General features: G+C 62.5%; 22 protein-coding genes, 1 rRNA gene and 3 pseudogenes. 13 read left to right on the top strand and 13 right to left on the bottom strand.

The genetic code is table 11. From position 1 onward, the window contains the following. Positions 1-20 precede the first annotated feature (20 nt). Positions 21-137 (top strand): 5S ribosomal RNA (rrf, locus tag WDS16_RS14795). Between the two features lie 327 nt (positions 138-464). Here the strand turns inward: rrf and WDS16_RS14790 are convergent. After that, a pseudogene (locus WDS16_RS14790) lies at positions 465-713 on the bottom strand (ATP-binding protein); the annotation flags it as partial. A 135-nt stretch (positions 714-848) separates the two neighbouring features. On the opposite strand from WDS16_RS14790, the gene WDS16_RS14785 reads away from it, so the two are divergent. Together WDS16_RS14785 and istB are read left to right on the top strand one after the other, a co-directional pair. Next, entirely contained in the window at positions 849-2,240 is a 1,392-nt protein-coding gene (locus WDS16_RS14785; RefSeq protein ID WP_338886009.1) for a Mu transposase domain-containing protein, read from the top strand. After that, the gene (gene istB, locus WDS16_RS14780; protein WP_338886008.1) at positions 2,237-3,079 is read left to right on the top strand and encodes an IS21-like element helper ATPase IstB; all 843 of its coding nucleotides are present in this window, start codon (positions 2,237-2,239) and stop codon (positions 3,077-3,079) included. The genes WDS16_RS14785 and istB overlap by 4 nt, the downstream gene beginning before the upstream one ends. A 61-nt stretch (positions 3,080-3,140) precedes the next feature. Here the strand turns inward: istB and WDS16_RS14775 are convergent. From WDS16_RS14775 to WDS16_RS14750, 6 genes and pseudogenes are all read right to left on the bottom strand, one after another. Next, positions 3,141-3,713, bottom strand: a pseudogene (locus tag WDS16_RS14775) (ATP-binding protein); the annotation flags it as partial. Then, a complete protein-coding gene (istA, locus tag WDS16_RS14770; protein ID WP_338893458.1) occupies positions 3,710-5,227 on the bottom strand; it encodes an IS21 family transposase in 1,518 nt (505 codons plus the stop codon). The gene istA and the pseudogene WDS16_RS14775, both read right to left, overlap by 4 nt. Positions 5,228-5,635: 408 nt before the next feature. Further along, complete coding sequence (locus tag WDS16_RS14765) at positions 5,636-6,298, bottom strand: SIMPL domain-containing protein (RefSeq protein WP_338886007.1); 663 nt, start codon at positions 6,296-6,298, stop codon at positions 5,636-5,638. Between the two features lie 67 nt (positions 6,299-6,365). Continuing rightward, entirely contained in the window at positions 6,366-9,542 is a 3,177-nt protein-coding gene (locus WDS16_RS14760; RefSeq protein ID WP_338893457.1) for a helicase HerA domain-containing protein, read from the bottom strand. After that, entirely contained in the window at positions 9,542-10,213 is a 672-nt protein-coding gene (locus WDS16_RS14755) for a hypothetical protein (protein WP_338886006.1), read from the bottom strand. Before WDS16_RS14755 ends, WDS16_RS14760 begins: the two co-directional genes overlap by 1 nt. Then, positions 10,203-11,132 carry an endonuclease domain-containing protein gene (locus tag WDS16_RS14750; RefSeq protein WP_338886005.1) on the bottom strand — a complete coding sequence of 310 codons (930 nt, stop codon included), beginning with the start codon at positions 11,130-11,132 and terminating at the stop codon, positions 10,203-10,205. Before WDS16_RS14750 ends, WDS16_RS14755 begins: the two co-directional genes overlap by 11 nt. 357 nt (positions 11,133-11,489) lie before the next feature. Here WDS16_RS14750 and WDS16_RS14745 point away from each other — a divergent pair, with 357 nt between their 5' ends. Further along, a complete protein-coding gene (locus WDS16_RS14745) occupies positions 11,490-12,575 on the top strand; it encodes a DNA polymerase IV (protein ID WP_338886004.1) in 1,086 nt (361 codons plus the stop codon). A 33-nt stretch (positions 12,576-12,608) separates the two neighbouring features. Here WDS16_RS14745 and WDS16_RS14740 read toward each other — a convergent pair. Continuing rightward, positions 12,609-13,536: pseudogene (locus WDS16_RS14740) on the bottom strand (IS5 family transposase). 190 nt (positions 13,537-13,726) lie between these two features. Between WDS16_RS14740 and WDS16_RS14735 the strand changes: the two are divergent. Beyond that, entirely contained in the window at positions 13,727-14,608 is an 882-nt protein-coding gene (locus WDS16_RS14735; protein ID WP_338886003.1) for a universal stress protein, read from the top strand. Positions 14,609-14,666: 58 nt separating this feature from the next. Then, positions 14,667-15,545 carry a universal stress protein gene (locus tag WDS16_RS14730; RefSeq protein WP_338886002.1) on the top strand — a complete coding sequence of 293 codons (879 nt, stop codon included), beginning with the start codon at positions 14,667-14,669 and terminating at the stop codon, positions 15,543-15,545. Positions 15,546-15,693: 148 nt separating this feature from the next. Here the strand turns inward: WDS16_RS14730 and WDS16_RS14725 are convergent, their stop codons facing one another. After that, positions 15,694-16,620: a universal stress protein gene (locus tag WDS16_RS14725; protein WP_338886001.1), complete on the bottom strand. Its 927-nt coding sequence runs from the start codon at positions 16,618-16,620 to the stop codon at positions 15,694-15,696. 110 nt (positions 16,621-16,730) lie between these two features. Here WDS16_RS14725 and WDS16_RS14720 point away from each other — a divergent pair, with 110 nt between their 5' ends. Next, positions 16,731-16,958 carry a hypothetical protein gene (locus WDS16_RS14720; protein WP_338886000.1) on the top strand — a complete coding sequence of 76 codons (228 nt, stop codon included), beginning with the start codon at positions 16,731-16,733 and terminating at the stop codon, positions 16,956-16,958. Between the two features lie 141 nt (positions 16,959-17,099). On the opposite strand, the gene WDS16_RS14715 is transcribed toward WDS16_RS14720, so the two are convergent. Continuing rightward, positions 17,100-18,116, bottom strand: a complete 1,017-nt coding sequence (locus WDS16_RS14715) for a zinc-binding alcohol dehydrogenase family protein (protein ID WP_338885999.1) — start codon at positions 18,114-18,116, stop codon at positions 17,100-17,102. Positions 18,117-18,250: 134 nt separating this feature from the next. Between WDS16_RS14715 and WDS16_RS14710 the strand changes: the two genes are divergently transcribed. From WDS16_RS14710 to WDS16_RS14700, 3 genes are read left to right on the top strand one after another with little or no spacing between them, the layout of a single operon-like run. Beyond that, a complete protein-coding gene (locus WDS16_RS14710) occupies positions 18,251-19,177 on the top strand; it encodes a universal stress protein (protein ID WP_338885998.1) in 927 nt (308 codons plus the stop codon). 14 nt (positions 19,178-19,191) lie between these two features. Continuing rightward, on the top strand, positions 19,192-19,791 hold the full coding sequence (locus WDS16_RS14705; RefSeq protein ID WP_338885997.1) for a hypothetical protein: 600 nt from the start codon (positions 19,192-19,194) through the stop codon (positions 19,789-19,791). A 36-nt stretch (positions 19,792-19,827) separates the two neighbouring features. Next, positions 19,828-20,439, top strand: coding sequence for a PLD nuclease N-terminal domain-containing protein (locus WDS16_RS14700; protein WP_338885996.1), 612 nt, complete (start codon positions 19,828-19,830; stop codon positions 20,437-20,439). 41 nt (positions 20,440-20,480) lie between these two features. Here the strand turns inward: WDS16_RS14700 and WDS16_RS14695 are convergent, their stop codons facing one another. Together WDS16_RS14695 and lepB are read right to left on the bottom strand one after the other, a co-directional pair. After that, positions 20,481-22,010 (bottom strand): AAA family ATPase, encoded by a 1,530-nt coding sequence (locus WDS16_RS14695; RefSeq protein WP_338885995.1) that lies wholly within the window; start codon positions 22,008-22,010, stop codon positions 20,481-20,483. A 131-nt stretch (positions 22,011-22,141) separates the two neighbouring features. Then, positions 22,142-22,888, bottom strand: coding sequence for a signal peptidase I (gene lepB / locus WDS16_RS14690; protein WP_338885994.1), 747 nt, complete (start codon positions 22,886-22,888; stop codon positions 22,142-22,144). A 77-nt stretch (positions 22,889-22,965) separates the two neighbouring features. Here lepB and WDS16_RS14685 point away from each other — a divergent pair, with 77 nt between their 5' ends. Both WDS16_RS14685 and WDS16_RS14680 read left to right on the top strand, forming a co-directional pair. Further along, on the top strand, positions 22,966-23,769 hold the full coding sequence (locus WDS16_RS14685; RefSeq protein WP_338885993.1) for a MerR family transcriptional regulator: 804 nt from the start codon (positions 22,966-22,968) through the stop codon (positions 23,767-23,769). Next, positions 23,766-24,152 (top strand): VOC family protein, encoded by a 387-nt coding sequence (locus WDS16_RS14680; RefSeq protein WP_338885992.1) that lies wholly within the window; start codon positions 23,766-23,768, stop codon positions 24,150-24,152. The genes WDS16_RS14685 and WDS16_RS14680 overlap by 4 nt, the downstream gene beginning before the upstream one ends. Before the next feature lie 103 nt (positions 24,153-24,255). Here the strand turns inward: WDS16_RS14680 and WDS16_RS14675 are convergent, their stop codons facing one another. Then, on the bottom strand, positions 24,256-24,897 hold the full coding sequence (locus WDS16_RS14675; protein WP_338885991.1) for a LysE family transporter: 642 nt from the start codon (positions 24,895-24,897) through the stop codon (positions 24,256-24,258). Between the two features lie 69 nt (positions 24,898-24,966). On the opposite strand from WDS16_RS14675, the gene WDS16_RS14670 reads away from it, so the two are divergent. Then, a complete protein-coding gene (locus WDS16_RS14670; RefSeq protein WP_338885990.1) occupies positions 24,967-25,392 on the top strand; it encodes an Lrp/AsnC family transcriptional regulator in 426 nt (141 codons plus the stop codon). Positions 25,393-25,438 lie beyond the last annotated feature (46 nt).

Genomic DNA, 25,438 nt, shown 5'->3' with positions numbered 1-25,438 from the left:
GTGACACTGTTTCGCAGAGTTACGGCGGCCATAGCGGAGGGGAAACGCCCGGTCCCATTCCGAACCCGGAAGCTAAGCCCTCCAGCGCCGATGGTACTGCACTCGACAGGGTGTGGGAGAGTAGGACACCGCCGAACACAACTTCACAACCAGAACACCCCCGACCACACCACACCGTGGCCGGGGGTGTTCTGCATTCCCCCCCACACCCCATCACGAAGCTGGCACCACTTTTACGAACCTGGCACACCCATTCACCTCCGAGAACCCGTCCCAGGTCGCCAAAAACAGTTCCAACTCCCCAGCACGCAGAACCCGAACGCGAACAACAGGGGATTGGATCACCCGAACCCGGGCTCATTCCAGCAGAGCGCGGATGTCGTCGACCGTTGTCAATGGCCAAGATGAAGTCCCCACTGGTGGCCAAGTAAAAGTCCCCACCCCGTGTTGATGTTTCCGGTTGGTCAGGGGCGGTCCTTTCGGTGTTGTGCGTCTTTCATGCGGTAGGACTCGCCGTCGGTGACGACGATGGTTGCGTGGTGGAGCAGTCGGTCGAGAATCGACGCTGCGGTGGTGTGCTCGGGCAGGAACCGACCCCACTGCTCGAACGGCCAGTGCGAGGCGATCGCCAACGACCGTCGTTCGTAAGCGCCGGCGACGAGCCGGAATAGCAGTTGCGTTCCGGTGTCGTCGAGCGGGGCGAACCCCATTTTGACGGCGCTCGCTGAAATTCCCTAGTTTCGCTTATCGAAATTCCCTACCCGTGTGGCATCGCCAACGAGGGCGGGTCTCCACCGAAGCTGATGGTCTCTGACCACACACCAGCTATCGAAGGAGACCCGCTCCTCATGCTTACACAGGAGGAAGATGTGGAAATACAGGCCCTGAAGAAACGCGGGTGGACGACCGCTGCGATCGCCCGACACACCGGCCGAGACCCGAAGACGATCCGGTCGTATCTGAACGGCACCACCACCCCCGGAGTGCGCAAACGCAGCATCCCGGACCCGTTCGAGGTGTTCCTCGCCTACGTCACCGCACGGCTACTCGACGACCCCCACTTGTGGGTGCGCACGCTCTGCGACGAGCTCGAGGACCTTGGCTACGCGATGTCGTATCAAACGCTCTCCCGCAAGATCCGCGAGTTGGGACTACGCCCGATCTGCCAAGCCTGCCTGACCGCCACCGAAAGACCCAACGCTGTCATCGAACACCCGCCGGGTGAAGAGACACAATGGGATTGGGTCGATCTGCCCAACCCACCTGCCTCGTGGGGATGGGGATCGATGGCACATCTGTTCGTCGGGACCTTGGCGTGCTCGGGGAAATGGCGCGGAATCCTTGCACCCGAGATGACTCAGCCGCGTGTCGTCGACGGGCTCGACCGGATCTGCCGGGGCCTCGGCGGGGTGAGCAGGGTGTGGCGGTTCGACCGAATGGCGACCGTGTGTCTTCCCGAATCGGGTCGGATCACCGCCAGCTTCGCCGGCGTCGCCAAACATTACGGTGTGTCCGTCGCGATCTGCCCACCGAGGCGCGGGAACCGCAAAGGTGCAGTAGAGAAGTCCAATCACACTGCAGCACAGCGTTGGTGGAGAACACTGGCCGACGATCTGACGGTCGAGCAAGCCCAAGCCAGCCTCGATCGGTTCTGTAGTCTCCGCGGCGATACCCGTCTGCGAGCGACGAAAGACGGCAAAACATCGGTAGCAACGCTCGCCACCTCCGAAGGACTGCACCCGATGCCAGCGACCACCTATCCGGCGATCGTGACCACCGAACGAGTGGTCTCCCGGCAGGCGTTGGTGTCCTATCGCGGCAACCGCTACTCCGTCCCTCCCGAGCTCGCATCGGCCACCGTGACGGTCACCCAAGTCCTCGGAACCGATGTCATCGACATCGTCACCCCCTCGAACATCACCATCGCCAGACACCGGCTGGCAGCAGACGGAACCGGTGCGATGGTCCGCGATCACGGCCACATCTACGCCCTCGAACAAGCGGCGATGGCCGGCGCCAACACCGGTCGCCCGCACCGCCGCAAGGAACGCATCCCACCCGGACCCGAGTCTCTCGCTGCAGCGGACATCCTGCGAACCGCCACCGGAACAGCACACCCCACGCACGCAGAGTTGAACGAGGCCGGCAGTGGTGCAACTGAATCCGACACGAGCGATGCAATCGTCTACGACCTCTCGATCTACGAACGCGCCGCGCACGGAAGGAACACCCTGTCATGACCGACAACAAATCCACCGACCGGATACCGGCACCGAACACCGCCGAAGCAGCGAGCCTCTACCAACGCTTGCGCGGACATCTCGCAGTGCTGAAACTGCACGACGCGGCCGAAGCGCTACCGTCGGTCCTCGACCAAGCCGCAGCCGAGGAACTGTCGATGACCGCGGCGCTGGACCGGTTGCTCTCGATCGAGGTCGAGGCCACCGAAGCCCGCCGGTTGACCGGAAGACTTCGGTTCGCATGCCTACCGACACCAGCCTCGCTCGAGGACTTCGACTACGACGCCGCTGCCGGTGTCGACCGCAAGCTCATCGAGGAGCTAGCGACCTGCCGATACCTCGAAACAGCGACGAACGTGCTGCTCATCGGACCGCCCGGGGTCGGGAAGACGCACCTGTCCGTCGGGTTGGCGAGAGCCGCAGCACACGCTGGGTATCGGACGTATTTCACCACCGCAGCCGATCTCGCCGCCCGCTGCCACCGAGCTGCGTTGGAGGGCCGGTGGGCCACGACGATGCGGTTCTATGCCGGACCGACACTTCTCGTCGTCGACGAACTCGGATACCTACCGCTACCCGGTGAGGCAGCATCAGCGCTGTTTCAAGTTGTCTCGCAACGGTATATGAAGACATCGATCGTGATGACCACCAACCGTGGCGTCGGATCCTGGGGTGAAGTGCTCGGAGACAACACCGTCGCCGCAGCCATGCTCGACCGACTTCTACATCGATCGGTCGTGCTCAACCTCGACGGCGATTCCTACCGCCTACGAGACCACAACGCCAGATCGGAGAAGCTCCGCAAAGCCACCACCGGAACCCGCCAACCACTACAGTGAAGACCGCTCACGGGTAGGGAATTTCATTGAGCACGATCAGGGAAATTCGATGAGCGCCGTCAATTTCGTCGACGATGATCAGATCGACCCGTAGCAGCGATTCGATGATCTTGCCGACGGTGTTGTCGGCCAGACCGCGATACAACGTTTCGACCAGATCCGCGGCGGTGAAGTAACGGACCTTGTGCCCGGCGTGGACTGCGGCGACTCCGAGCCCGATCAGGGTGTGCGACTTCCCGGTCCCCGCGGGCCCGATGAGCGCTAGATTCGATTGCGTCCGAACCCATTCCAAGCTGGAGAGATAGTCGAAGACTTTCGGCTGGATCGATGACGCAGCGACGTCGAACGATTCCAATGTCTTCGTCACCGGAAACGCAGCTACCTTGAGTCGGTTGACGATGTTCGAGGCGTCTCGGGCTGCGAGCTCGGATTCGACCAGCGTCCGCAGCACTTCCTCCGGTGTCCAGCGCTGGGTTTTGGCGGTGAGCAGCACTTCGGGTGCGGTCCTGCGGATCGCAGCGAGTTTGAGTCGCCGCAACCCTGCATCGAGATCGGCTGCCAGTTCGGGAACCTGTTGCGGTGCCGCGGTGGTCGGCTTACCTGCTGTGGCGTTAGCGACGGTGGTGTCGGTCATGACGGCACCTGCTGCCCGCTGGACGGCGGCCTGACCGCGTAGGCATCCAACGACCGAGTCGGAGCGGTCGGCAGATCCAGGATCAGCGCATCACCGGCAGGGCGCGGCTGGGGTGTGCCGGCTCCTGCGGCGAGGATCGAGCGGACATCGGCAGCTCTGAACCGCCGGAACGCCACTGCACGTGTCAACGCCCCGACCAACGCCTCATGGCCGTGCGCGGCGCCGAGCGCAAGAAGCACCTCGAGCTCGGAGGACAACCGGGTGTTACCGATTGCCGCGGCACCGACCAGGAACCGCTCGGCGCTGTCACCGAGTGCACAGAACTGTTGCTCGACAGTGGTTCTCGGACGCGGACCCCTGTTCGGTGCAGGCCGGGCGCCGTCGTAGTGCTCGTCGAGCACCGACGCGGTTCCCGGCTGCGTGAGATCATGTTCGGCCAAGACCTCGCCGGAGGACGAATCGATGATCATCAGCCGTCCGTCGACTTGTCTGAGCATGACCGTGGCCCCGATGAACTTCACCGGCACCGAGTACCGGGCCGAGGCGAACCGCACGCAGGAGAGGCGGTCGACTTTCCTGGTGACCGGCGGTGGCCCGATCTCCAAACGCAAAGATGGCAACGCGAACAGCAGTTCTCGCTCCAAATCGAGTTGTTCGTCGGGGACGGCGCAGGTTTCCGAGTGCACCCGTGCGTTGACTTCTGCGCACCAGATCTTCGCGGCCGCGTTCGCGGCGTGGACATCGACGGTGGTGCCGGCAACGGCCGCTTCGGTGAGCAACGGGACGGCGAGATCTCGTTGGGCGTAGCCGACGAGGTTCTCCACCACACCTTTCGATTGTGGATCGTTGGCGTGGCAGAAGTCCGGCGCGAACCCATAATGGGTGGCGAACCGGACGTAGTCCGGGGTTGGAATGACGACGTTCGCGACGACACCGCCCTTGAGGCATGCCATGCGGTCGGCGAGGACTTTCGCCGGGACACCGCCGACCGCGGCGAGCGCTTCTGCGATCAATGCCATTGTCGTGGTTGCTCTCTCGTCGGTCGCGAACGCTACGAACCGCCAGCGGGAGTAGGCCATGACAGCGCAGAACAGGTGCAGACCGCCGATGGTGGCCCAGTCGATGACCAGGTAATCGCCCGGCGCCCACACCGCGGGGCGGCGGCCGCGGTGATGCGCGGCCTTCCATTTCGCTTTCTCCTCGGCGACCAGGCGGCGGAAGTTGCGGTCCGAGCCGTCGTAGCCGGCAGTGCGGGCGATCGGCAGAATCCGTTTCGCGGAGATCCTGCCTTGGGATTTTTCGACGCGTTCGGTGACCAACTCGGTCACGGCGTCGTAGTTGTGTTCACGTTCGACGCGGGCGGCAGGAGTCTGGCCTGCGTGTTCGGCTTCGAATCGTTCGACGGTGCGTCTGACGGTCTTGTGGGTGGTGCCGCACAGTTCGGCGGTTGCGCGGTACGACCCGACTTGGTTGTAGGTGGAAATGATGTCCATACGGTCCCTCGCAGACTTCAATGGAACTCCCCGGGTGGTGCGGTGTGTGGTTGGCACCTTCACCGTCACCGCTCGGGCCAAAAGTTCCTGATCGACACGACGAACACGGGGTGGGGACTTTTAGTTGGCCACCAGTGGGGACCTCGACCTGGCCACCAGTGGGTACTTTTTCATGGCCACGGACAACCGTCAGCCTCCCGAAAACGCGCTGCCTTCGTCTATGACGCTGGTGAGTAGCTTCCGTTGGTGTCCGCTCGGACGTCGGTATGTTGACTTTCCGGGCCCCGACGTACGGCTCCGCGGACGAAAGATGGGCCGCACCGACAGTGGAAGCCGCCGAAAAACACGTGTGTGGTCTCTCTAGCTGAGGAAGAATCAGCGAAATCCTTTGTTGGACAGGCACTGTGGACGAGCCCCGTGCTCACGGGATTAGCTCGCGGCGAATCTCGCATGGACTTCCGTGCGCATCGTGATGTCCTGAGGCTTCAACTCGAACCCGTCGTCCGCGCTCTTGTAGGCGCGAGTGGCCATGGCGTACTCCTGATGTGCGGCAGCAACTCCAAGCAGTCCAGGGTCGGCGATCGCCAGGGCCGTGATTGCAGTCCGCCCGACGCTCTGTGCGTACGCCTCGGCCTTTGCAACGGCATCTTGAACGGCAAGCGTGCGTACATGCCGTCTCTTCTCCGCTGCGCTGTCCTCCGTCAACGTCCAATCGAAATGTTCGATGTCCACCCCGTCGAGAGCGGAGACGGCGTACACGAAGGCGTCGACTACATCGATCTGGCTGAATTTCACCTCGATCGTGGCTTGGGCTTGGTAGACGTAGGGGAGTTGGTCACCGTCGTGATTGAACGGCCTATTACGCGAGTGCCGAACCTGATCCAGCGACCAGGCGTCGATCGGGCCGTCGGACGGGTTGTACAGCGGGTCGATCAACCCGGAGAGCTCCTTCACGAGTCGGTGCGCCGGTTCGGCCGCTGCCTCTGCTGATCGGCCATCCGATCGGACGGCGAGCGATACCGCGCACCGCTCGGGTGGGTACGCGGCCCAGCCTTGACCGACGACGGTGATCTCGACGGGGTTCGAATCCATGGTCTCGAGTGTGGCACAGACGTCGACCGATTCGCGCTCGTTCCGGTGTCGGTCGACGGTGGTCGACCTAGGCGCGTGGGTCGATCGGCCGGTGCGCCAGCTCGATCACTTCCTCCGATGTGAGGGGGCTCTTCGGATGGTAGCTCAGACACAGCGGCGCCTGGATCTTGTTGAACCCTTCGCCCTCGACTGCTGCGTAGAATTGGCCGGTCTTCAGTCGCCCGATGTCGGTTGCGGAGCTCCCCTTGGCCTGCGCCATCTCCTTCGCGGCATCGATTTGCACTGGGCTGTTGAGGAACCCGAAGAACTGGGTCGCCGCGTTGCCTGGGATCCGATTGTTCAACCCCTTGGGAGCCTGGGTTGCGAAGACCAGTCCGAGCCCGTACTTGCGAGCCTGAGATGCGAGCGCAAGCGTGCTCTGCGTGCACGCGGTCATTGCGCCGGACGGCGCCAGGGTCTGCGCTTCGTCCATGACGAACAGTCCGCCCAGTGGCTTCTCGCCTGCCGGGTTCTTCTTGATCCACGCGAACAGTGCCATCTGCAGTTGATTGACGAAACTCTGTCGCTGCTCGTCCGAGGGCAGACCGACCATACTGATGACCGAGATTCGTGCACGCTTTCCTGCCGAGGGGGTTAGGAGCAGGCCCGGGTCGACCGGTGTTCCCTCTCCTCCGAACATGGGATCGTTCACCATCGAAGCGCGCAGATTCTGCGCTATGTCGGCTGCGATCTTCTCGGAGTTCTCGAGATCGCTTATGTAGTCCGGCAACTCGGACAGGAGATCGATGAACTGGACGAGACTGCTGCCGGGGTTTCGGCCGAAGTGCTCGAGTGCTTGACGTAGGACCGCGGTTGCCTGACTGGCCTTGGCAGTCTTGCCGGATATGAGCGCTCGTGGCGCGAGTGTCGCGACAGCTGAGTCGATTGCTTCGCTGAACTCGTCGGGAAAGTCCACCACGCTGGCGAAGTCGGGTAGTGGTTGGAAGCTGATGGGTCGACCGGCGGATCGTCTAGGAGTCCACACCACGACCTCGGTGTTCGCGTGGTAGTCCGCGGCCCTGTTCACCTCCGCGCTGTCCCAATGTGGAGGAGGAGTAGGCCATGCGATTCCGAGGCGAGCCAGATCATTGTTGGGGTCCAGCACGATTGCGGACACCCCGCGCAGTGCGCACTCCTCTACAAGGCGTCGAATCAAGACAGTCTTACCTGAGCCCGAGCCGGCAAAGATTGCGGTGTGTTTGCGCAACGCTTCGAGGTCGATGTGGAGTTTGCCTTCGCTGTCGAGCCGGTTTCCGAGCGGGATGGAACGTGGATCGATATCGGGCTGGCGATCTGCCGAAGGTGCGGTGTCCTGTTGCGTACCGGCCGTCTCGGGCCCTGCGGGGGTCTTGTCTGGCTGGGGACCAGGAACCGGGAATAGTCCCGAGCCAAGGTCGGTCTCGTCACTCAGTGCGTCGACGAGAACCTTGATCTTGTGAGCCGGACGTCGCGACGCCAGCCATGCATCGAGCTGCGGTGAGCCGTCCACCAACATACTGTTCAGCGCTGACAGAGATGCCAATTCATCCTCGGTGATGCTCAGGGTGCGCCCACCGGCCTGCTCGAATTCGTTGACCGCCTGTGCGGTCTTCGGCCCCTTCGACCATGCAACGTTCCGGATGACGAAGAGCTTGCGACGCGAAATCCCGGTGTGGAGCCCAGCAGTCGTACATGCGGCCCGAAGTCGATTCAGTACTGCAACTGCGCTTTCCGACGCGATGGCTCGAAACGCCCAATGCTGCTCATCCTCCGTTGCAGGATCGAGCTTCTGGCGCAGTCGAGCATGGAGGGCAGGCTTCGCGCTCGGCAGATTGTCGAGCGAAAAGGCGTCACCGATGCCACCGAGTTCCTTTATCCACGCAGTGAGACCAGCTGAGAGCAGGGGCGGAATGAGCTTGTCCTCGAACTTGTGGCTCGTAGGGAGGTTCGTGTTCGCCTCCTTTTTCAACTCTTCGAATCTGGTGTCGAGAACAATGAGCTCTGATTCGTCTTCTCGAACATCAGTGATTTCTCCGTGATCGCCCACGAGATCGGTGAGCTCCGAGACTTTGCCTGTCTCCAGACAGCGGCGGATGTGCTTGTCCACATTGATCATCAGTTGCCGCGGAGTTATTCCTTCGGCAGCGGCGAATGCGCTCGTCGATATAGGCCAGGTCGGATGAGGTGGCTCGAAGCCGACGGAAGCGTACTTGGCTTGAAAGCGCCTGGTAAGGATGTCCTCGGCGATCGACCCCTTGGGAAGGCCTTTCAGGACAGGAGTGAGTCGAAAGCGGTCGCTGACGGTACGGCTCGCACGATCTTGAATCAACTCCCACACGATCGGCAGGCACGCGACGACCGATGCTGTACGTCCTAAATTCTCGCGAAGAGACATCAAGCCGTGGGCGACCTGTTCGATGACGAGATTGTCCGAGGATTCGATGTCGCCTTGGGCACCGGTTGCGGAACGGGACTGCGCCAGCAGGGTATCGATCTGGTCCACGGCAAGTACCGACGGTCCCGTAGCTGCGAGCAGCCGCGAAATATCTCTTACCACCTGCTGGGGCGTTAGCACCGCCTGCTGGATTCCCCACTGCTCCCGGGATCCGGGCTGTGCTTCATCGATCGATTGAAGGAACGCATTGCCGATATCCAGCACACTCAAATCGGTTGTGGCATAGAGTGTCAGCGCACGCAGGGTTGACTGGCTTTGGTTGATCAGCCGCGGATGTACCGCATGGACTGCGCTGACGAACTTGTCGAGCGTTTCGGGGGTGAGCTTGTCTTCGCCGATTATGGCTCGACGTTCTGCTCTGGTGATACGCGTAATCGACGCCAAGCGCCACAGGAACAGCTTGAGCTGCGTGTCCTGTTCGGGTGCAGGACGGGTGAGATCATCCAGCATCCCGACCAGTGTCGTCTGCCAGAAGGTCGTCGCGTCGAGCAAGCCGATCAGGAAGAAGTACCCGCCGCTCGCTTGAACTCGTTCACGTACTTGACCGAGCAAGTGCGTCTTGCCGGACCCGGCGGTGCCGCGAAGTGCGACACCGATCGGACTTGCGTCAGCGCTGACTTCTGCGTCGTCGAATGCCTCGAGAATCAGGTTGAATGCGGTGTCGTGGAGCGAGTGCGCATGGAGTTCGGATTGCGAACGCCAGACGTCGTCGGGCGTAGGCGCCCAGTTGAGTCTTACTGACCGCAGTGCCTTGCGTTCGAGTTCCCTCATCATCCCTCGATTGCGATCAGGTGGACCGGCTGGCCGGCGATCGTGATTGCAGCGCTTTTCACCGAGTCCTTCAGGGCCTTCTGGTTCTCCTCCGCTATCAGGCTGACGTCATCGATCCTGTACATCTCGCCGAGCGCTCTGTCCAGCTTCGGTTTAGGTACGTCGGGTAGGGCTGCACGAATGTCTCGGATGGTGACCCAGGCGCCCTTTTTGGGAGCAAGATCGGCGTACGCGGTACGAACGAGGGTTTCGATGTTCGTGCCTACGGGGGCGGCCACGGTTTGAGTGGGAGTCTCGATCTCTGTGATTTCAGGGGCTGGTTCGTCGACGCGGAAGACGTCCGACGGGCGCAGATCCTCACGGTTGAGGTAACGCTGGAGACCCGCCAGAATTGTGTAGAAGCCTTTGGCCTGTGGTTTGGCGCCTGGAGGTGGTCCACCCTTGAGTTCGCGCGCGGCCTCGGCCCACCCCTTGTCGGTGAGGGAGTGGACCATCGGCTTCCTGCTGAAATCTGTTTCGATGAGCTTCAGCCTCAAGAGCTTCTCACGTGGTTTCGCATCCAATTTTGGACCGAGTTCGGCCAGACGAGTGTTCGACGTCTCCTCGGCCTGAGCCATGAGCACCAGGAGTACGAGTCTCTCGGTGCCGTTCAGTTCGTCGTCACTCGCCACGGGGTGTCCCTTCGATCTGTGCAGTGCGGGACGCCGAGTCCCGCTTGTTCCTGATGTACGTCTCGATAGCGGAGACTACAGCCGCTACGTCGTCGATGATCTGTGCGTTGGTGAAGCGCAGAACGGCGTACCCGTCCAGCTGCAGTACGACGTCTCGTTGCCGGTCACGCGCGAATTTGATCGGATGACGGTGATCGTCACCATCGACCTCGACGACGCACTTCTCCGCCGGCCATCTCAGATCCACCACGATGGCCTCGTGCAGAGGGGAGGCCTGGAACCGTCGATTCCACTCCCTGCCGAATGCCCACTCGCAGCTCGCGAGCGCGCGTTCGAGTTTCTTCTCCGCGGTGCTTCCTGGATGGGGTCGACCTGCCAGTGTGGGAATGTGGATGCGACGGACGCTCGGACGTGCGGTCGTGTACGGCCCGACGATCGATATGTCGACAGAACGGATGTGATCCGAGTCGAAGTCGTCGGGACTGACGATCCACACCGCGAACCCGCCATGAGTGGCCAGCCAGACGCACCCCGCGACCAACTGTGACTGCTGGTAGCGACTCTGACCGGCGTCCATACTCACCACCAGGGCGACCGATCGACGGTGGTAGGTCTCGGCAAGTAGCCGTTTCAGACCTTCAGCTCGAGTCTGATCGATGAACCTACGACCGATCGGCCTTCCGAGCAGCGCGGCCTGCGACATCGCGGTCACGAAAGGCCCGAAATGGTCCGATGTGGATGCGAGGTCGAGCGACAACTTCTGCGCTGCGAGAAGGTCCAGTCGGTTGGATCCTTCCACATGCTCACCGCCGGGAAGCCACGCGGGAAACGCTGCGAGGACTGCAGTTTCGATTCCGTCGAGGATAGTCGTGACCACGCCACTCTGCGAATCCACATCGGCGATGTGGATTGTCGCCATGGCTGGCGCATCGTCCGGAAGAGGATCGAGGGATGCTGCGATTCTGTGTGCATCGACCCCGCGCAGGTGCGTTGCGCGACTACCAGGCAGACGGGCGTACCACGATGTGTCGTCCTGCGCTCTCAACGAGCCCCCTGCTCAGGATCGGACGTCGATGCGCCGGAATGCTCTCGGGCCCACACCGCGGGCGAATGGCGTGGGTCGCGCATCCCGTTCATCTTGGCACGCTCAGTGGGTGCGCGCAGGAAGCCGAATGCTGATTCGGAAGCTCAACTGCACCTTTGCTGAGGGAATTCGATCGAATTCATTCAACCGAACGACCTCGATCTCGACGGCTCTGTGGCGCAGAATGGCCACATGACCGCACCGCCGCGCCGACGGTGGGTGCTCCATGTCGACATGGACCAGTTCATCGCTGCGGTCGAGGTGCAGCGCAATCCAGACCTGGCAGGTAAACACGTCGTGGTCGGCGGACGCGGTGACCCGACGGAACGTGGGGTTGTGTCGACAGCGTCGTACGAGGCACGGGCCTTCGGGGTTGGGTCGGGTATGCCGCTGCGTGTGGCAGCCAAGAAACTCCCCGACGCAATATTCCTGCCGGTCGACGGAGAGGCGTACACCGCGGCGTCGAACATCGTCATGGAAGCGCTTCGGAGCCTGGGCGTCGTCGTCGAGGTGATGGGTTGGGACGAGGCGTTCCTCGGTGTCGAGACCGAGGACCCGGTCCAGTTTGCGCGAGGAGTGCACGACACCGTCTTCGACGCGTCGGGCCTGCATTGCTCGGTTGGCATCGGAGACAACAAGTTACGGGCCAAGATTGCGACCGACTTCGGGAAGCCTCAGGGGATTTACACGCTCACCGCGGAGAACTGGTTCGAAGTGATGGGGGAGCGATCGACCGCGGCGCTCTGGGGAATCGGCAAGAAGACCGCGAAAAAGCTTGCCACGCTGGGTATCACGACGGTATCCGAGCTTGCGGCCGCAGACGACTCCACGCTTGCCGTCGCATTCGGGCCGAAGACCGGACCCTGGATCGGTACCAAGGGGCGCGGTGTCGACCTCTCGCCCGTGTCGTCGGAACCATGGATCCCGCGTTCGCATAGCCGCGAGACGACCTTCCAGCAGGATCTCGAGAACTGGGACGCGATCACCGAGGAAGTCCGACGGCTGTCGCTGAAGGTGCGCGAAGATCTTCTCGCCGATGGCAGGAAAGCGGTTCGCGTCACGTTGAAAGTCAGATACGCACCGTTCGAAACTCACACCACGACAGCACCGCTCATCGCCCCGACGTTCGACCCCGACGTCATCTCCGATGCCGCTGCCGCGCTGATCGACCGCCTCGACCGATCGCGGAAAGTCAGGCTGATGGGCGTGCGATTGGAGATGACTCCACCGGCCGATCAGACCCGAGCAAACAATGCGGGTGAAGAACCCGGAACCTGAGCAACCTGATTTCGCGTGACTAGAGCGTGTCTCTTAAATTGGGTCCGTTTTCGTTTTCATCGCCGGGCGGTGGTTGTGGTTGCGGGAGTGCAGAACTGCCGCGCACAGGACAACGCCCCCGAGGAATGTCATGGCGTACTTGTCATATCGAGTGGCCACACCACGCCACTGTTTGAGCCGCCCGAAGCCACGCTCGACGGTGTTGCGGTGCTTGTACATCGTCGGATCGAAACCCGGTGGACGACCACCGGCGGACCCCTTGTCGGCCCGTCGCTGCTTCTGGTCGCTGCGCTCGGGAATGGTGTGTTTGATCTTGCGGCGACGCAGTTCGGTGCGGGTACTGGGATGGGTGTACGCCTTGTCGGCGAGCAATCGGTAGTCCTGGTCCCCACCGGCAGCTCGGTGGGCATCGAGCAACGGCACCAACTGTGGATTGTCCCCGGCTTGCCCACCGGTCAGCAGCATCGTCACCGGCGAGCACGTCAGGTCGGTCAGTGCATGGATCTTCGTGGTGAATCCTCCGCGAGATCGACCCAACGCGTGGTCAGCGGGTTCGTCGACGGATTTCTTGTAATTCGACAAGGCCCCCTGTGAGAGTGTCGGCTCGCGCACCGGCCGCATGCTGATGCGCCCGGACGCTGGTCGAGTCGATCGAGAGCACCGCCCCGATATCGCCGTCGAGTTCTTCCGGGTCGAGACCGAACACCTCGGCCACCGCGGCAAGCATCTCGTCGTAGGTGCCATCGAAGGACCATCGGTGGTGGCGTTTCCACACCGTCTGCCACGGACCGAAGTCCTCCGGCAGATCTCGCCACGGACACCCGGTACGGAATCGGTATGCGATGCCCTCCAGAATTCGCCGGTGCTCGGCGAACCGCCGCCCACGTTTTCCCACGTCGGTGGGTATCACTGGCTCGACGATCTCCCAGAACTCGTCACTGATCACTCCCACGCGCGTCATCGAAATATCATCGCTGACAGCACCTCTCAAATTTGGGAGACACGCTCTAGTCCCTGACATCGGTGACGAAATGCTCTGTATCGGTGACCCGACCGCAGCATCCAATGGACGGAGCATCCACACCGGATGCCTCAACGGCGGACGCCGACATGACGTCGGCAGCTGGCTGTGCCGAAGACAGGGAGAGATCATGGTTCTGGCAAATCATCAGAGGGTCGTCGTGGGTGTCGATGGTTCACCGAACAGTGCATCGGCCGCGCGCTGGGCAGCGAACGTGGCTGAGCTATTGAACGCGCCGCTGCACATCGTCAGTGCCGTTCAAGAGCCGACCTTCTACATGGCCGAGTCGGCAATGGTCATTCCTGCCGAAGTGTGGGAGGAGCAACGGCACAGTGCCGACAAACTTGTCGCGGACTTGTCCACGGCCATTCGCGAAGCGCATCCGTCTCTGTCGGTGACCACAGGAGTGGACACAGCGTCGGCAGCAGTGATGTTGGTCGAACATTCACGTTCGTCACGTGTGGTGGTAGTCGGCAACTCCGGTACCGGACTGTTGATCTCGACCCTGCTCGGAAGTACGGCGAAGCGAACGGTGGACAAAGTCGACTGCCCTGTTGTCGTGTGGCGAGCGGGAGATGCAGCGGTCGACGCGCCGATCGTGGTCGGCGTCGACGGCAGTGCGACGAGTGCCGCGGCGGTCGAGTACGCCTTCGAGCTTGCGTCCAGTCTTGGGATCCCGCTCATCGCTGCGCACACCTGGAATGCGTTCTCGCTCGGCGGTGGTGTTGCTCTACCTGGCTTGGTCGACTTGACCACATTGGAGAACGAGGAGTCTGCTCTGTTGTCGGAGAGCCTCGCAGGGTGGTCGGAGAAGTTCCCCGACGTCGCTGTCGAGCATGTATTGAGGCAGGGGAGCGCGGCCCAGACGCTGGTCGACCTGTCGAAGCGGGCGCAACTGGTGGTGGTCGGCAGTCGAGGACGAGGTTCAGCAGCACAAGCCTTGCTGGGCTCGACGAGCAGCAACCTTGCGCACCACGCGCACTGCCCGGTGATGATCTGCCGAAACAGGTGAAGGTGACGGCCTCCGTCACGAGGTCGGGGCAGACACGACACGAATCGAGGAAGAAGCGATGAACGGTACAGGCGAACGGGTACGACCGGTGGTCGTAGGCATCGACAGTTCCGATGGATCGCGGGCCGCCGCGCGATGGGCGGCAATGTACGCACGGTCGATCGGCGCTCCTCTGCGTCTGATTCACGTAGTCCCAGAGGGTGATTGGTACGGATCGGCCGCGTTCGTCGACGGTGGGGCGCTGGAAGACGATCTTCGACGCGTCGGCAAGGAGTACTTGTCACGCGCGTCAGCGGAGGCGACGGACGCCGCGCCCGGCGTCGTTGTCGAGGCAGTCTGCGCGGACGGGAGCCTGGCTGGAGTACTCGCGACCGTGCCCGCGGAGTTGGTGGTGCTCGGGACTCCGCGAACGAATGTTGCGCGAGACCTACTGCTCGGGAGTAACACAATTCGCGTAGTCAACCACGTGCAGAGCCCGGTACTGGTCTGGCGGTCGGCTGCCGAATCGGGCGAGGAGGTGCGCCCCATCGTGGTGGGTGTGGACGGCAGCAGCGAGTCCGATCGGGCCTTTTCCATCGCACTCGACATGGCGCACACACTCGGTGTGCCGCTTGTCGGCGCCAATTTTTGGGGGGTCGCCGCGCACGTCGGCCTCGGTCTCGGGGCCGGCTACATCGACTGGGACAAGGTTCGTGCCGACGAAAAGCTGTGGCTCGACACACATGTGTCCGTCATGCGCGAAAAGTTCCCCGACGTGAAGTTGTCGACTGTGAGCGCGGATTCGTCACCTGCGCGAGGGCTACGGGCGCTGTCGTCGGGAGCCTTGATCGTTGCGGTCGGGTCCCGCGGACGGGGCACCCTGCGTGGTGCGGCGTTGGGGTCGGTGAGCCAAAACCTGCTGCATCACGCTGAATCTGCTGTATTGATCGTTCGATGATCCCGCGCGCGGCGGCGAGCTATGCGGTCGGCTAACTCGTCCGCGACAGTCTTTCCCGCGAGGACACTGGTGACCACGACAGTCGCACACACGGCTGTCACGATCACGCCGACCGGGGTTTCCGCGATTCGGGTCGCCACAGCCTTGATCATGACCCGCGACCAAGGACGGCTGGTACCACGATGACGGGTATGTCGACATGATGAAGCACGGCGCGGCTGGTCGATCCTATGACTAGCGGTGGGATGGCCCTCCGGCTACGGGTGCCGACAACGATCAGTCGGGCATCACGTGCGTTGTTCAGCAATGCATGGGACGGGCGCTCCGTCGAAATGTGTGTCGTGTAGTCGACAGCGGCGTACTTTTCTCCCCACGTCGCGACGAGCCGGTCGATCCATCGTTTGGGTCCGCTCGCGGGGTCCAGATGGGGACCGTACTCGACATATTCACTGAAGAGCGCAGCTGGATCGGTTTTTTCGCAAGCATGCACTGCACGCAGAGGTGCGCCCAGGTGTGATGCGTGATCGAATGCCGCCCCGAGCACAGCATCGTCGTTCGATGAATGATCGAGGCCCACCACGACTGGACCTGCACCTGGCCCGGATGATCGGTCCGTGTAGTCCTCCGGAATCACTGCAATGGGGCACCTGGCGTGAGCGGCGACGACGCTGCTGACCGAACCGAGCACTGCGCGAGCCAGCACGCCGTGGCGCCTCGATCCCAGGACGAGCATTCGCGCAGTTTCAGCGTAGTGGATGAGTGTTTCGGCTGGGGGTGCGGACTCGAGAACGATCTGGACGTCGATGTCATCATCCACAGCGGAGCGGGCGATGACCCGTGCGGTCGCGAGAGCATCTCTGGCGCGTGCGCGTGCGCTCGTCGTCGTGCCGGAGCGGAGATTGACTGCGGAAGAAAGTGACGTGGCGCTCTTCCCGATGCCCGCGAAGACCAGCAGCATAGGAGTCTTTCGTGCGGCAGCGTCGGCCGCTGCCCACCGGACTGCGCTGTGCGCGGAAGTCGAGCCGTCGACGCCTACGACAGTCATGGTCCCGAGGTCGAAATCAAGATCGATCATGGTTCCATCGTGAATTGCCGGGCGAAGCGAGAATAGGGACTTTTGGCACTGACCGATCACGGCAGCTCGGTCCACACTCGAAGTCATAGTTCGACAACAGGAGGATCGACATGAACGGATACATCACATCCCATAGATCTACGATCACCGAACTCGAGAATGTGCTCACCGAGATACTGATCGTGGCAGGTATCGCGGCCGTCGGGATCTGTCTCACCGTCCTCGCCTCGGGCATGACCGGGTGGGGCGTCGTTGTAGGCGGGTGTGCCCTTGCGATGTTCGTTCTCGCCGTCGTTACCTTCCGCGCAGCACGGCACGGCCGAACAGGATCCTCCTAGTGCTGTCGGTCCACGACGTCCACACCGAACGAGAAGGTCGGGAATATCGGGTGCTGTTGACCGCGCTCACCGCGGTCAACAGCACCCGATCGCTGTCCCGACAGTTCGCCACGAGTTGAGTTGCCAACGCCTTACGTGGATTTACATCGTCACAACTGCAGCCCCAGCGAACCGTCCGTGTCGAAGGTCTCGAAGCGCGGTGGGAATCTGGTCGAACGTGTACGAGGTGGTTGCGATCTGGATCCTGTCTTTCTCGCATCGCGCAAGGAATTCGCGGGCGTCGTCACGGGTGTTGGACTCGACGCTACGTAGTCGCTTCTCGTGAAAGAGATGCTGTTGGTAGTTCAGAGCAGGAATGTCCGACATGTGAATTCCGGCCAGGACTGCGGTTCCGCCGGATTCGAGTGCTTCGAGCGCACGCGGCACCAACTCTCCGACGGGTGCGAACACGATTGCTGAATCGAGGTGCTCGGGTGGGGAGTAGTATGCTCCCTGCACGGACGCCGCCCCCAACGCTTCTGCCAGGATCTGGGCAGCGGGGTCGCGGGTCATGACGTGCACACGGGCACCATCCGCCACGGCGAGCTGTGCAACGATGTGTGCGCTCGCTCCGAAGCCGTACAACCCGAGGCTGCCACCACCAGGGACCAAGGCGGCCGCGAGAGCGCGATAACCGATGATTCCCGCGCACAAGAGCGGTGCCAGTTCGATCGTGCTGTACCCACGTGGCAGTGTCAGAGCGTAGTCCGCGGGCACCAGGGTGAAGTCGGCGAAGCCCCCATCTCGGTCCCACCCGGTGTACAACGAAGCGCGACAGAGGTTCTCGCGTCCGCTGCAACAGTAGATACACGAACCGCAGGTCGATCGCAGCCACGCAGCGCCCACTACGTCACCCACGCGATGACGCGTGACTGTTCCGGGGCCGACAGCAACGATGGTGCCCACTATCTCGTGTCCCGGCACGACGTTGGAGCGGTGAACCGGCAGATCGCCCTCGATCACGTGTAGGTCGGTACGGCACACCGCGCACGCGTTCACTGCAAGGAGTAGCTGGCCGGTGCCAGGTCGGGGTATCGGTTCGACGGACCGCGTGAGCGGGCCGTCGTCCACCGGACACGGTTGCGTCACCCGCCAGGCTTTCATCTGTGCAGCTTTCATCTAAGTAGCCTCGGAGAGTTTCGGCCGCGGTACCAGGGTCGAAGGTCACCGCGAATCCGGTTCCCTGCGAGCCCTTCTCCTCTGGTAGGGCGCCCGCGGAGGGGCGACACTGAAGTCACGGTGAGCATTGTCGAGTGGTCACCATCGTGAACGGGAGGACGACGATGACGGTGCTGGCCAATCATCGAAGGATCGTAGTGGGTGTGGACGGTTCGGCGAATTCCCTCGGTGCAACTCGGTGGGCTGCCTCGGTGGCATCACAGCTGAATCTGCCTCTGCACATCTTGTGCGCGATGGAATTTGCGCTCTCCGCATACCGCGAGTTCGACCTGTCGAGCGCAGGTGACTGGGACGGACAGATGCTTGCCGCATCGGGTGCGATCGCCAACGAGGCGGAGAAGGCCGCGTTGGCCTGGTGCCCCGATATCGAGGTAAGCACCGAGATATCTGGCGACTTCGTGGCTCGTGCTCTGTTGACCGCGTCCGATCACGCTCGGATGCTGGTCGTAGGCCAGTCGGGGTTGGGGTCGGTGGGTGGCGCCTTGGTCGGGTCGACGACCCAGTACGTGGTCGACCAAGCGGGTTGCTCCGTGGTCGTATGGAGAGGTGGGGGTGGCGACGAACCAGGGCGTGGTCCGGTCGTCGTCGGGGTCGACGGCAGCGAGCTGAGCACCCGCGCTGTCGACGAGGCTTTCGGCTTCGCAGCGGCCTTCGGAGCGCCGGTCATTGCGGTACACACGTGGAGCGGTGTACTGACCGCGGGAGTATTCAAGATTCCGTTGATGCTCGACTGGGATGCGGTGAAGGCAGCAGAAGCTGCCGTGCTGTCCGAGGGTCTGGCTGGAAAAAGCGAGCAATATCCCGAGGTGGCCGTACAACGGATACTCCGCGATGCGAACCCGGCCGGAACGTTGATGCACGTCTCTGATGCCGCGCAACTGATCGTCGTCGGCAGCAGGGGCCACACCGGGCTTCTCGGCGCACTTGCTGGTTCGACCAGTCGGAACCTGCTCTACCACGCAAAGACTCCGGTCATGATATGCCGCGCGCCGCGAATCTGAGGAGGGTGGCGACGATGAGTGGAACAATCATTCAATTATGGTTGGCCCGCGCGCCGTGGAGCAAGCACCCACTGGTGCGGCACAGCGACCGTCGAGACAGCGTCGTAGCTGTCCTCGCGGTGGTCTTCTCGCTGCTTCTTCTTCCAGTGGCGGCGACCTTCGGCTCCGTGACGTATACAGACATGAACACGCGCGCGGCGCAGGAACGGGCGACTGCGTCACAAACCATGGCAACCGTGACCGCCCCACCGATACAGCGGGATTCGATGCAGGAACCAGCCGTGCCTGTGCGTGCGTCGGCACCTGCGACATGGACGGCACCGGATGGAAGCCAACGGGCACAGAACGTCCAGGTCGATTCCGATGCCGTGGTCGGTGACACTGTGCTGATCTGGATCGACCCTCGAGGCGAGCAGATTGCGGCGCCGAAGACCGGCGTAGAGGCCGCTGGCATCGGAGTGGTTGTCTCGCTGGCCCTCTGGTTCACAGGATCGTTGATCGCGTTGGCGGGTGTGGTTGCGATGCGGAGCCTGGGAAACCGGCAGCGAATGCGCAAGTGGGAAACAGATTGGTCCACGTTCGACGAGCACCATGGTCGAAACATCGAATGGTAATGCAGCGCTGGAGAGATCGAGGAAAAGGAGTGCGAAATGTTTCATCGAAATCCAGGTAGCTGGAACGAGATGAGTCGACGTGATCGAAGCACGGTGCTCGTGCTGGCAGCGGTTCAGTTCGCGCTGGCGGCTGCGGCATGGGTCGACCTCGCACGGCGTGCGCGCGATGAGGTATTGGGAAGCAAGCGAACCTGGGCGCTGGTGATCTGCGTCAACTTCATCGGACCGCTCGCATACTTCGTGTTCGGCCGCAGGCGTACGCCGTTGCCGCCTTCCGTCGGCGAACTGCCCGGTGGCGAAACCTCCGATTCTCGGGTTCAGATTCAGTCGAAGACGATCACGATCGATGTTCCCGACAGCGAGTCGCCCATCGTGTTTCCGGTGACGACGGCATCGGTGCTCGGGACAGTGCAGGCTGCGGTGATCGGCGAGTACGGCCCCGTCGGAGGAACTGCGCCCGAGGGAATCGCTCTGCGGTCGGCCGTGGTTGCGCGGTGGCCGGGTGCGCGCGTGTTCGAGCGTCGGAGTACGGGCGACCGGGGTGCAGATCCGCGAGGCTACGAACCCTTTTACGTCGAATTGGACGCAGACGGGTGCCGACACGAGGTGAATTCGGGTGAGGTGTCGGACTTGTTGGGCCGCCACTGAGCTTTCCAGTGCGACGCTGTTCTGTTGTCGAGACCACTCCTTCAGTGAACAGCGGATTCCAACAGCGGAATACGAACCACTGCTCTCCACTGTGCGTACGCAGCGTCCAACGACTCCGGGACGGTGTGGGAGCAATCGATATCGGTAGCGGTGGGCCATGCTTTCCTGGTTCGCGCCATTGCTTCGTAGACCTCGCGGGTAGCGTCGGACACGCGCGATGCACGGGTTTCGATCCGGTGCAGAGAGGCCGCGGCCGGTGCCGAACATTCCAATTCGACCAGTTCGGCGCAGCTCATCGCCGCTACCAGTCGAGCGCGATCTCGCATGCTGGGGTCGGACCACGACGCATCGACGATCACCGAACGGCCCGCCGCCAGTTCGGTCCGTGCCCGGCGCATCAGTTCGGCGTAGGCATGGTCGGTCATGCTGGGTGTGTACAGGCCTTGTCCCACTGCCTCGGGATGAGGATCGGACGGCTCGAGCCCAGCGAGTTCCTTGCGGACGATATCGCTGGAAAGAACAACTGCGGCAACTTTTTCCGCCAGCGCAGACGCAAGGGACGATTTTCCTGTGCCCGGAAGCCCACCGATCAAGGTCAAGGTCACCGTCGCCGACTCCAGATGCTGCAACGCCAATTGCGCATGGTGCGATGCGTCGATTCTCGACTCGGTGCACCCCTGAAGGGCACGGATGCATGCGACTTTTGCTCGCATCGTCGCTCGGTACGCGATGTAGTGATGCACGAGTGATGCAGGTGGAGCGTCGCACGCGGCTTCGAGGTAGGCGTCGAGGAAGTCGTGTGCCGCGTCGGGTCGATGGTGATATTCAAGATCCATTGCAAGGCAAGCAGCGTCATCGATTCCATCCAGGTAGCGAAGGGAGTCGTCGAAGTCGAGGCAGTCGAGTATTCGGGGGCCGTCGGGCATGCAGAATACATCGTCGGCAAGTAGGTCTCCGTGGCCGTCCACCACACGCCCACTGGCGATTCGAGCGTCGAACAGAGCACCGCGCCCGTCGATGTACCGTGCGCTTCGCGCCTCGATAGCGTCGACAACAGTGTCATCGATGATGCCGGGTGCCAGCGCCCGGAGTTCGTGCAGGTTCGCCTGCCAGCGACCGCGAAGAGCTTCGCGGGTGCCTTCATGGCTGATCGTGTGGTTACGGGGGCTACGCAAATGGACGGAGGCGACTATGCGCGCGATATCGGACAGATTGTCGGTCAGGTCGGTCCCAGCGGCGGCAAGGGTCGACAATTTTGCGCTGTCCGGGAGTCTGCGCATCTTCAGAAGAGGTTCAGCGGGGCCACCGGTGGGATCGGTCAGTTCGGCGATACCCAAGTAGACGTCCGGCGCGAATCGACAGTTCAAGGTGTACTCGCGATCGAGAGCCGACCATCGAGAGTCCACGGAGCTGAAGTCCAGAAAATCGGTCCGAATCGACTTCTTCTTCTTGTACGCAACTGTGTCGAGTAGGAACACATATGCCGAATGTGTTTCACGTACCAGTGCCGAACCTGTTGTCTTGTAGCGTGACTCGGTGTCTACTGGACTTGGCGGGTCGAGTTCGGTCATTGAAAAGCCTCCGTACGGGTCGCCGACTGTTGCTCGCACACGCTACGACGGTCGAGCCGAGGGCACAGCTGACATAGGTCACCTGTATCGGGGACGTAAGTCAGGCATTGGGAGGCGGTCGGTAGGCCTCCTCAGTGCAGCATCGGTGACTCGATGACGCCCCATCTCGACGGCGGCAGGACGATCAGACGTGCTTTGCCGACTACGTCACCGACTGGGACTGTTCCTGAGAACTCATCTGTGACATGAGCTCGCGAATCCGCTGAGCCACTCCGATTGTCGCCCATGACCCACAGGTTTCCGGTCGGGACCGTCACCGGGCCGAAGCAGCGTCCCGACGCCGGAACCGTCGTGCAGTCGAGGGCGTTGTCCACGAATGGAAAGTCCATTGCGATGTATTGCTCGTCGAGTGGTTGTCCGTCGACCTCGACGCGGCCTTGCGCATCGCAGCACTGCACCGTCTGCCCGCCGGTGGCGACGACACGTTTGACGAGATTGTTCTCGTCCGGCTCAACGAGGCCTGTCCACGCACCCGCGTCCTGCAGCGCGTGGACGATCGGGTCGGTCGAACGGGAAGAGGAGTACCCGACGTTCCAGGAGGCGGTGGGCGCACGAAAGACCACGACATCGCCGGGCCGGGGGTCGGAGAAGCGGTAGCCGATCTTCTCCACGGCAATGCGGTCGCCGGTACAACCCGTGCACCCGTGTAGCGTCGGTTCCATCGATTCGGACGGAATGAGGTAGACCCGTCCGACGAACGTCTGCAGCAGCACACTCAGAATCAGCGCGATTACGACGAGCACCGCAGTCTCGCGTAGCCAGGACGGCACCCTCCTGCGTGTGGTGGCATCGGCCCGGGGGTTCTCTACCTCGCTCATCTCATCAGAGTAAAGATCACCTTCCTGTCATGGCCTGGCTTGCTCCTCACGTTGCGTGAGGTCATACCGTGGTGACCATGAACAGCACCGATCCCGGCAGTTGGGGAATCGGCGACGTCGCCCGACGAACCGGCGTCACCGAGCGCACGCTGCGGTACTACGAAGAGCTCGGTCTCCTGACCCCGGACCGCGACAGTGGTGGCAGGCGTCGCTACGACAGCAGCACCCTGGACCGGCTTTACCGAATTCGGTTGCTTCGCGAGTTGGGGACGCCGGTGGCCGAGGTCGACCCCGATGCTGACGATCTGCACCAGTTGACCCGCCGGCACCTCGCCGATCTCGACGCTCGCCTGGCTGACCTTGCACGTGTGCGAGAACGGGTCCGCGCTGTCGAGGACCGACTACTCCACGGCACCCGACCCGGGGATGAGGCCTTGCTGGACCTGCTGTCAGGTCTGTCGTCCGATGAGCCCGCATTGACTCGGCGAATCACGTTGTTGGTGTACCGCGACATCGCGGCTGGGCATTCCTACCTCGTGGATGTGCTGGGTTTGGCCCCGGGGCCGATCGCGTACGACGGTGACCATGCGGTGCACGGAGAGGTCCACGCGGGTGACGGTGTTGTCTGGCTGCACCGGGAGGCGCCCGAACACCGAATGGTCTCCCCGCTGACAACCGGGTCCGTCACGGCCTCGCTCGCCGTCCTCGTCGACGATGTCGACGCCCACTACGACCGCGTTGCAGCGACCGGCGCCGCGATCGATTACGAACCGACCGACATGCCCTACGGCGTCCGTGAATACAGCGTCCGCGATCCAGAGGGGCACCTCTGGTCGTTCCAGACGCCGCTCACCGAACTCGACGAACAGGAGAACTCGTGAACCCCCTGACTCCCTACCTCTGTGTCGCAGACTGCCGAGCCGCGATCGACTGGTACATCGCCGCGCTGGGCGCCGAGGTGACCTACGAGCCGATCGTCATGGACGACGGTCGAATCGGCCACTGCGAGCTTGCGATCGGAGAGGCCCGCTGGATGATGTCGGATCAGTTCGACTCCGCCGGAGTGGCTGCCCCAGACCCGACACGTGGGTCGGCGGTGTCACTACATCTGATGGTCGCAGACGTCGATGCATCTGCGGCACGCATATCCGCGACCGGGACCACGATGGCACGCGGCCCCGAGGACAGTCCGCCTGCCGGCCGGGTAGCCGTGTTCGTCGATCCGTTCGGCCACCGCTGGTTTCTGAACCAGACGGTTCCGTGAAATCAGGCGCGCCTGAACAGGCTTCACTCGACCCACAGCCCAGCGCGTAACCGCGCACATCGCTCGAATGTGTGACCGGAATGGGCGTGCCCGCAAGTCGGAACTAGCCTTGGAGTGCGGCGAGACCGTTGACCAGGACGACAGCGCCCAAAGTAACGACGAGCAGCGATGCGACTACGCCGACGGCGCGGGTCGTCCTCAGACTCACCGACGTGCCGAAGAGTGAACCCAATCCTGCTAGAAGGAGTTGCCAGGCGAGGGAAGAACCCCCGACTGCAACGACGAAGACGGCCGCTCCGACCCACGAGGCACTGGAGACCGACACAGCGCCCGATAGCGCGACGAAATACACCAGGGTGATCGGATTGATCGCGGTGAGGCCGACGAAGCGTGCGAACGCCTTTGTCGCAGGGGCTCGAACGACCTCCGGTGCCAATGGGTTTCGTTGTTCGAACTCCTGACACAGCTGCCGAATTCCGATGGTGACGATCAAAACCCCCGAGGCGAGTAGAAAGGCTCCGCGATGATCTTCGATTGCACGACTGAATGTCGCGCCGGTGAGGGTCGCGACGGTGCAATAGCAGACATCGACCGTTGCTACTCCCGCCGCCGCCGAGGCTCCCACCCGGAACCCGTTGACCAGCCCCTCGCGCAGGAGTAGCGCCGCGATTGCGCCCATCGGCATGGCAACGCCGAGTCCCGCAAGGATGCCTGCGGCTGCCGGGGTCCATATGTCATCCACCATGTGACCACTGTGCGGAGTCGATTTCGAGAGTACCGACAGAATCTCGGTACAACAGCTAATCTAATGGCCATGGACGGCGTAGACAAGCATATTCTCGGCCTATTGCGGGAGAATGCCCGGTGTTCGTTCAGTGAGCTCGGCCGTCTGGTCGGGCTCAGCACCAACGCCACGGCAGCGCGAGTTCGAAAACTGGAGACCGAGGGTGTGATTCTCGGTTACACCCTTCTCGAGGGGCAGAACGCAGCTGGTCCTCGCGGCGGCCTCGAGGTATTCATCGACGTACGCCTCGATCCGGCAGTCGACTACGACACGTTCACCAGGCGGATCGAGCTCGTGCGACAGGTCGTCGAGGCAATCCACATGACCGGACCGTACGACTACTTGTTGCGGGCGTACGTCCCTGATACCGGTGCGTTGGATCTGCTTCTGCGCCGACTCAAGAGTGAGTGTGGGGCCGCACAGACACAGACGCGAGTTGCGCTGCGCGCCCGCTGACCGCAGATTGTGCCGATCCCGCCAACTCGAGCAGGAATGGTGTGAG

This window comes from Rhodococcus sovatensis (assembly GCF_037327425.1).
Taxonomy (GTDB): Bacteria; Actinomycetota; Actinomycetes; order Mycobacteriales; family Mycobacteriaceae; genus Rhodococcoides; species Rhodococcoides sovatense.
Note: the sequence above shows the minus strand (reverse complement) of the source record. Positions and strands in the feature narration are given on the sequence as shown.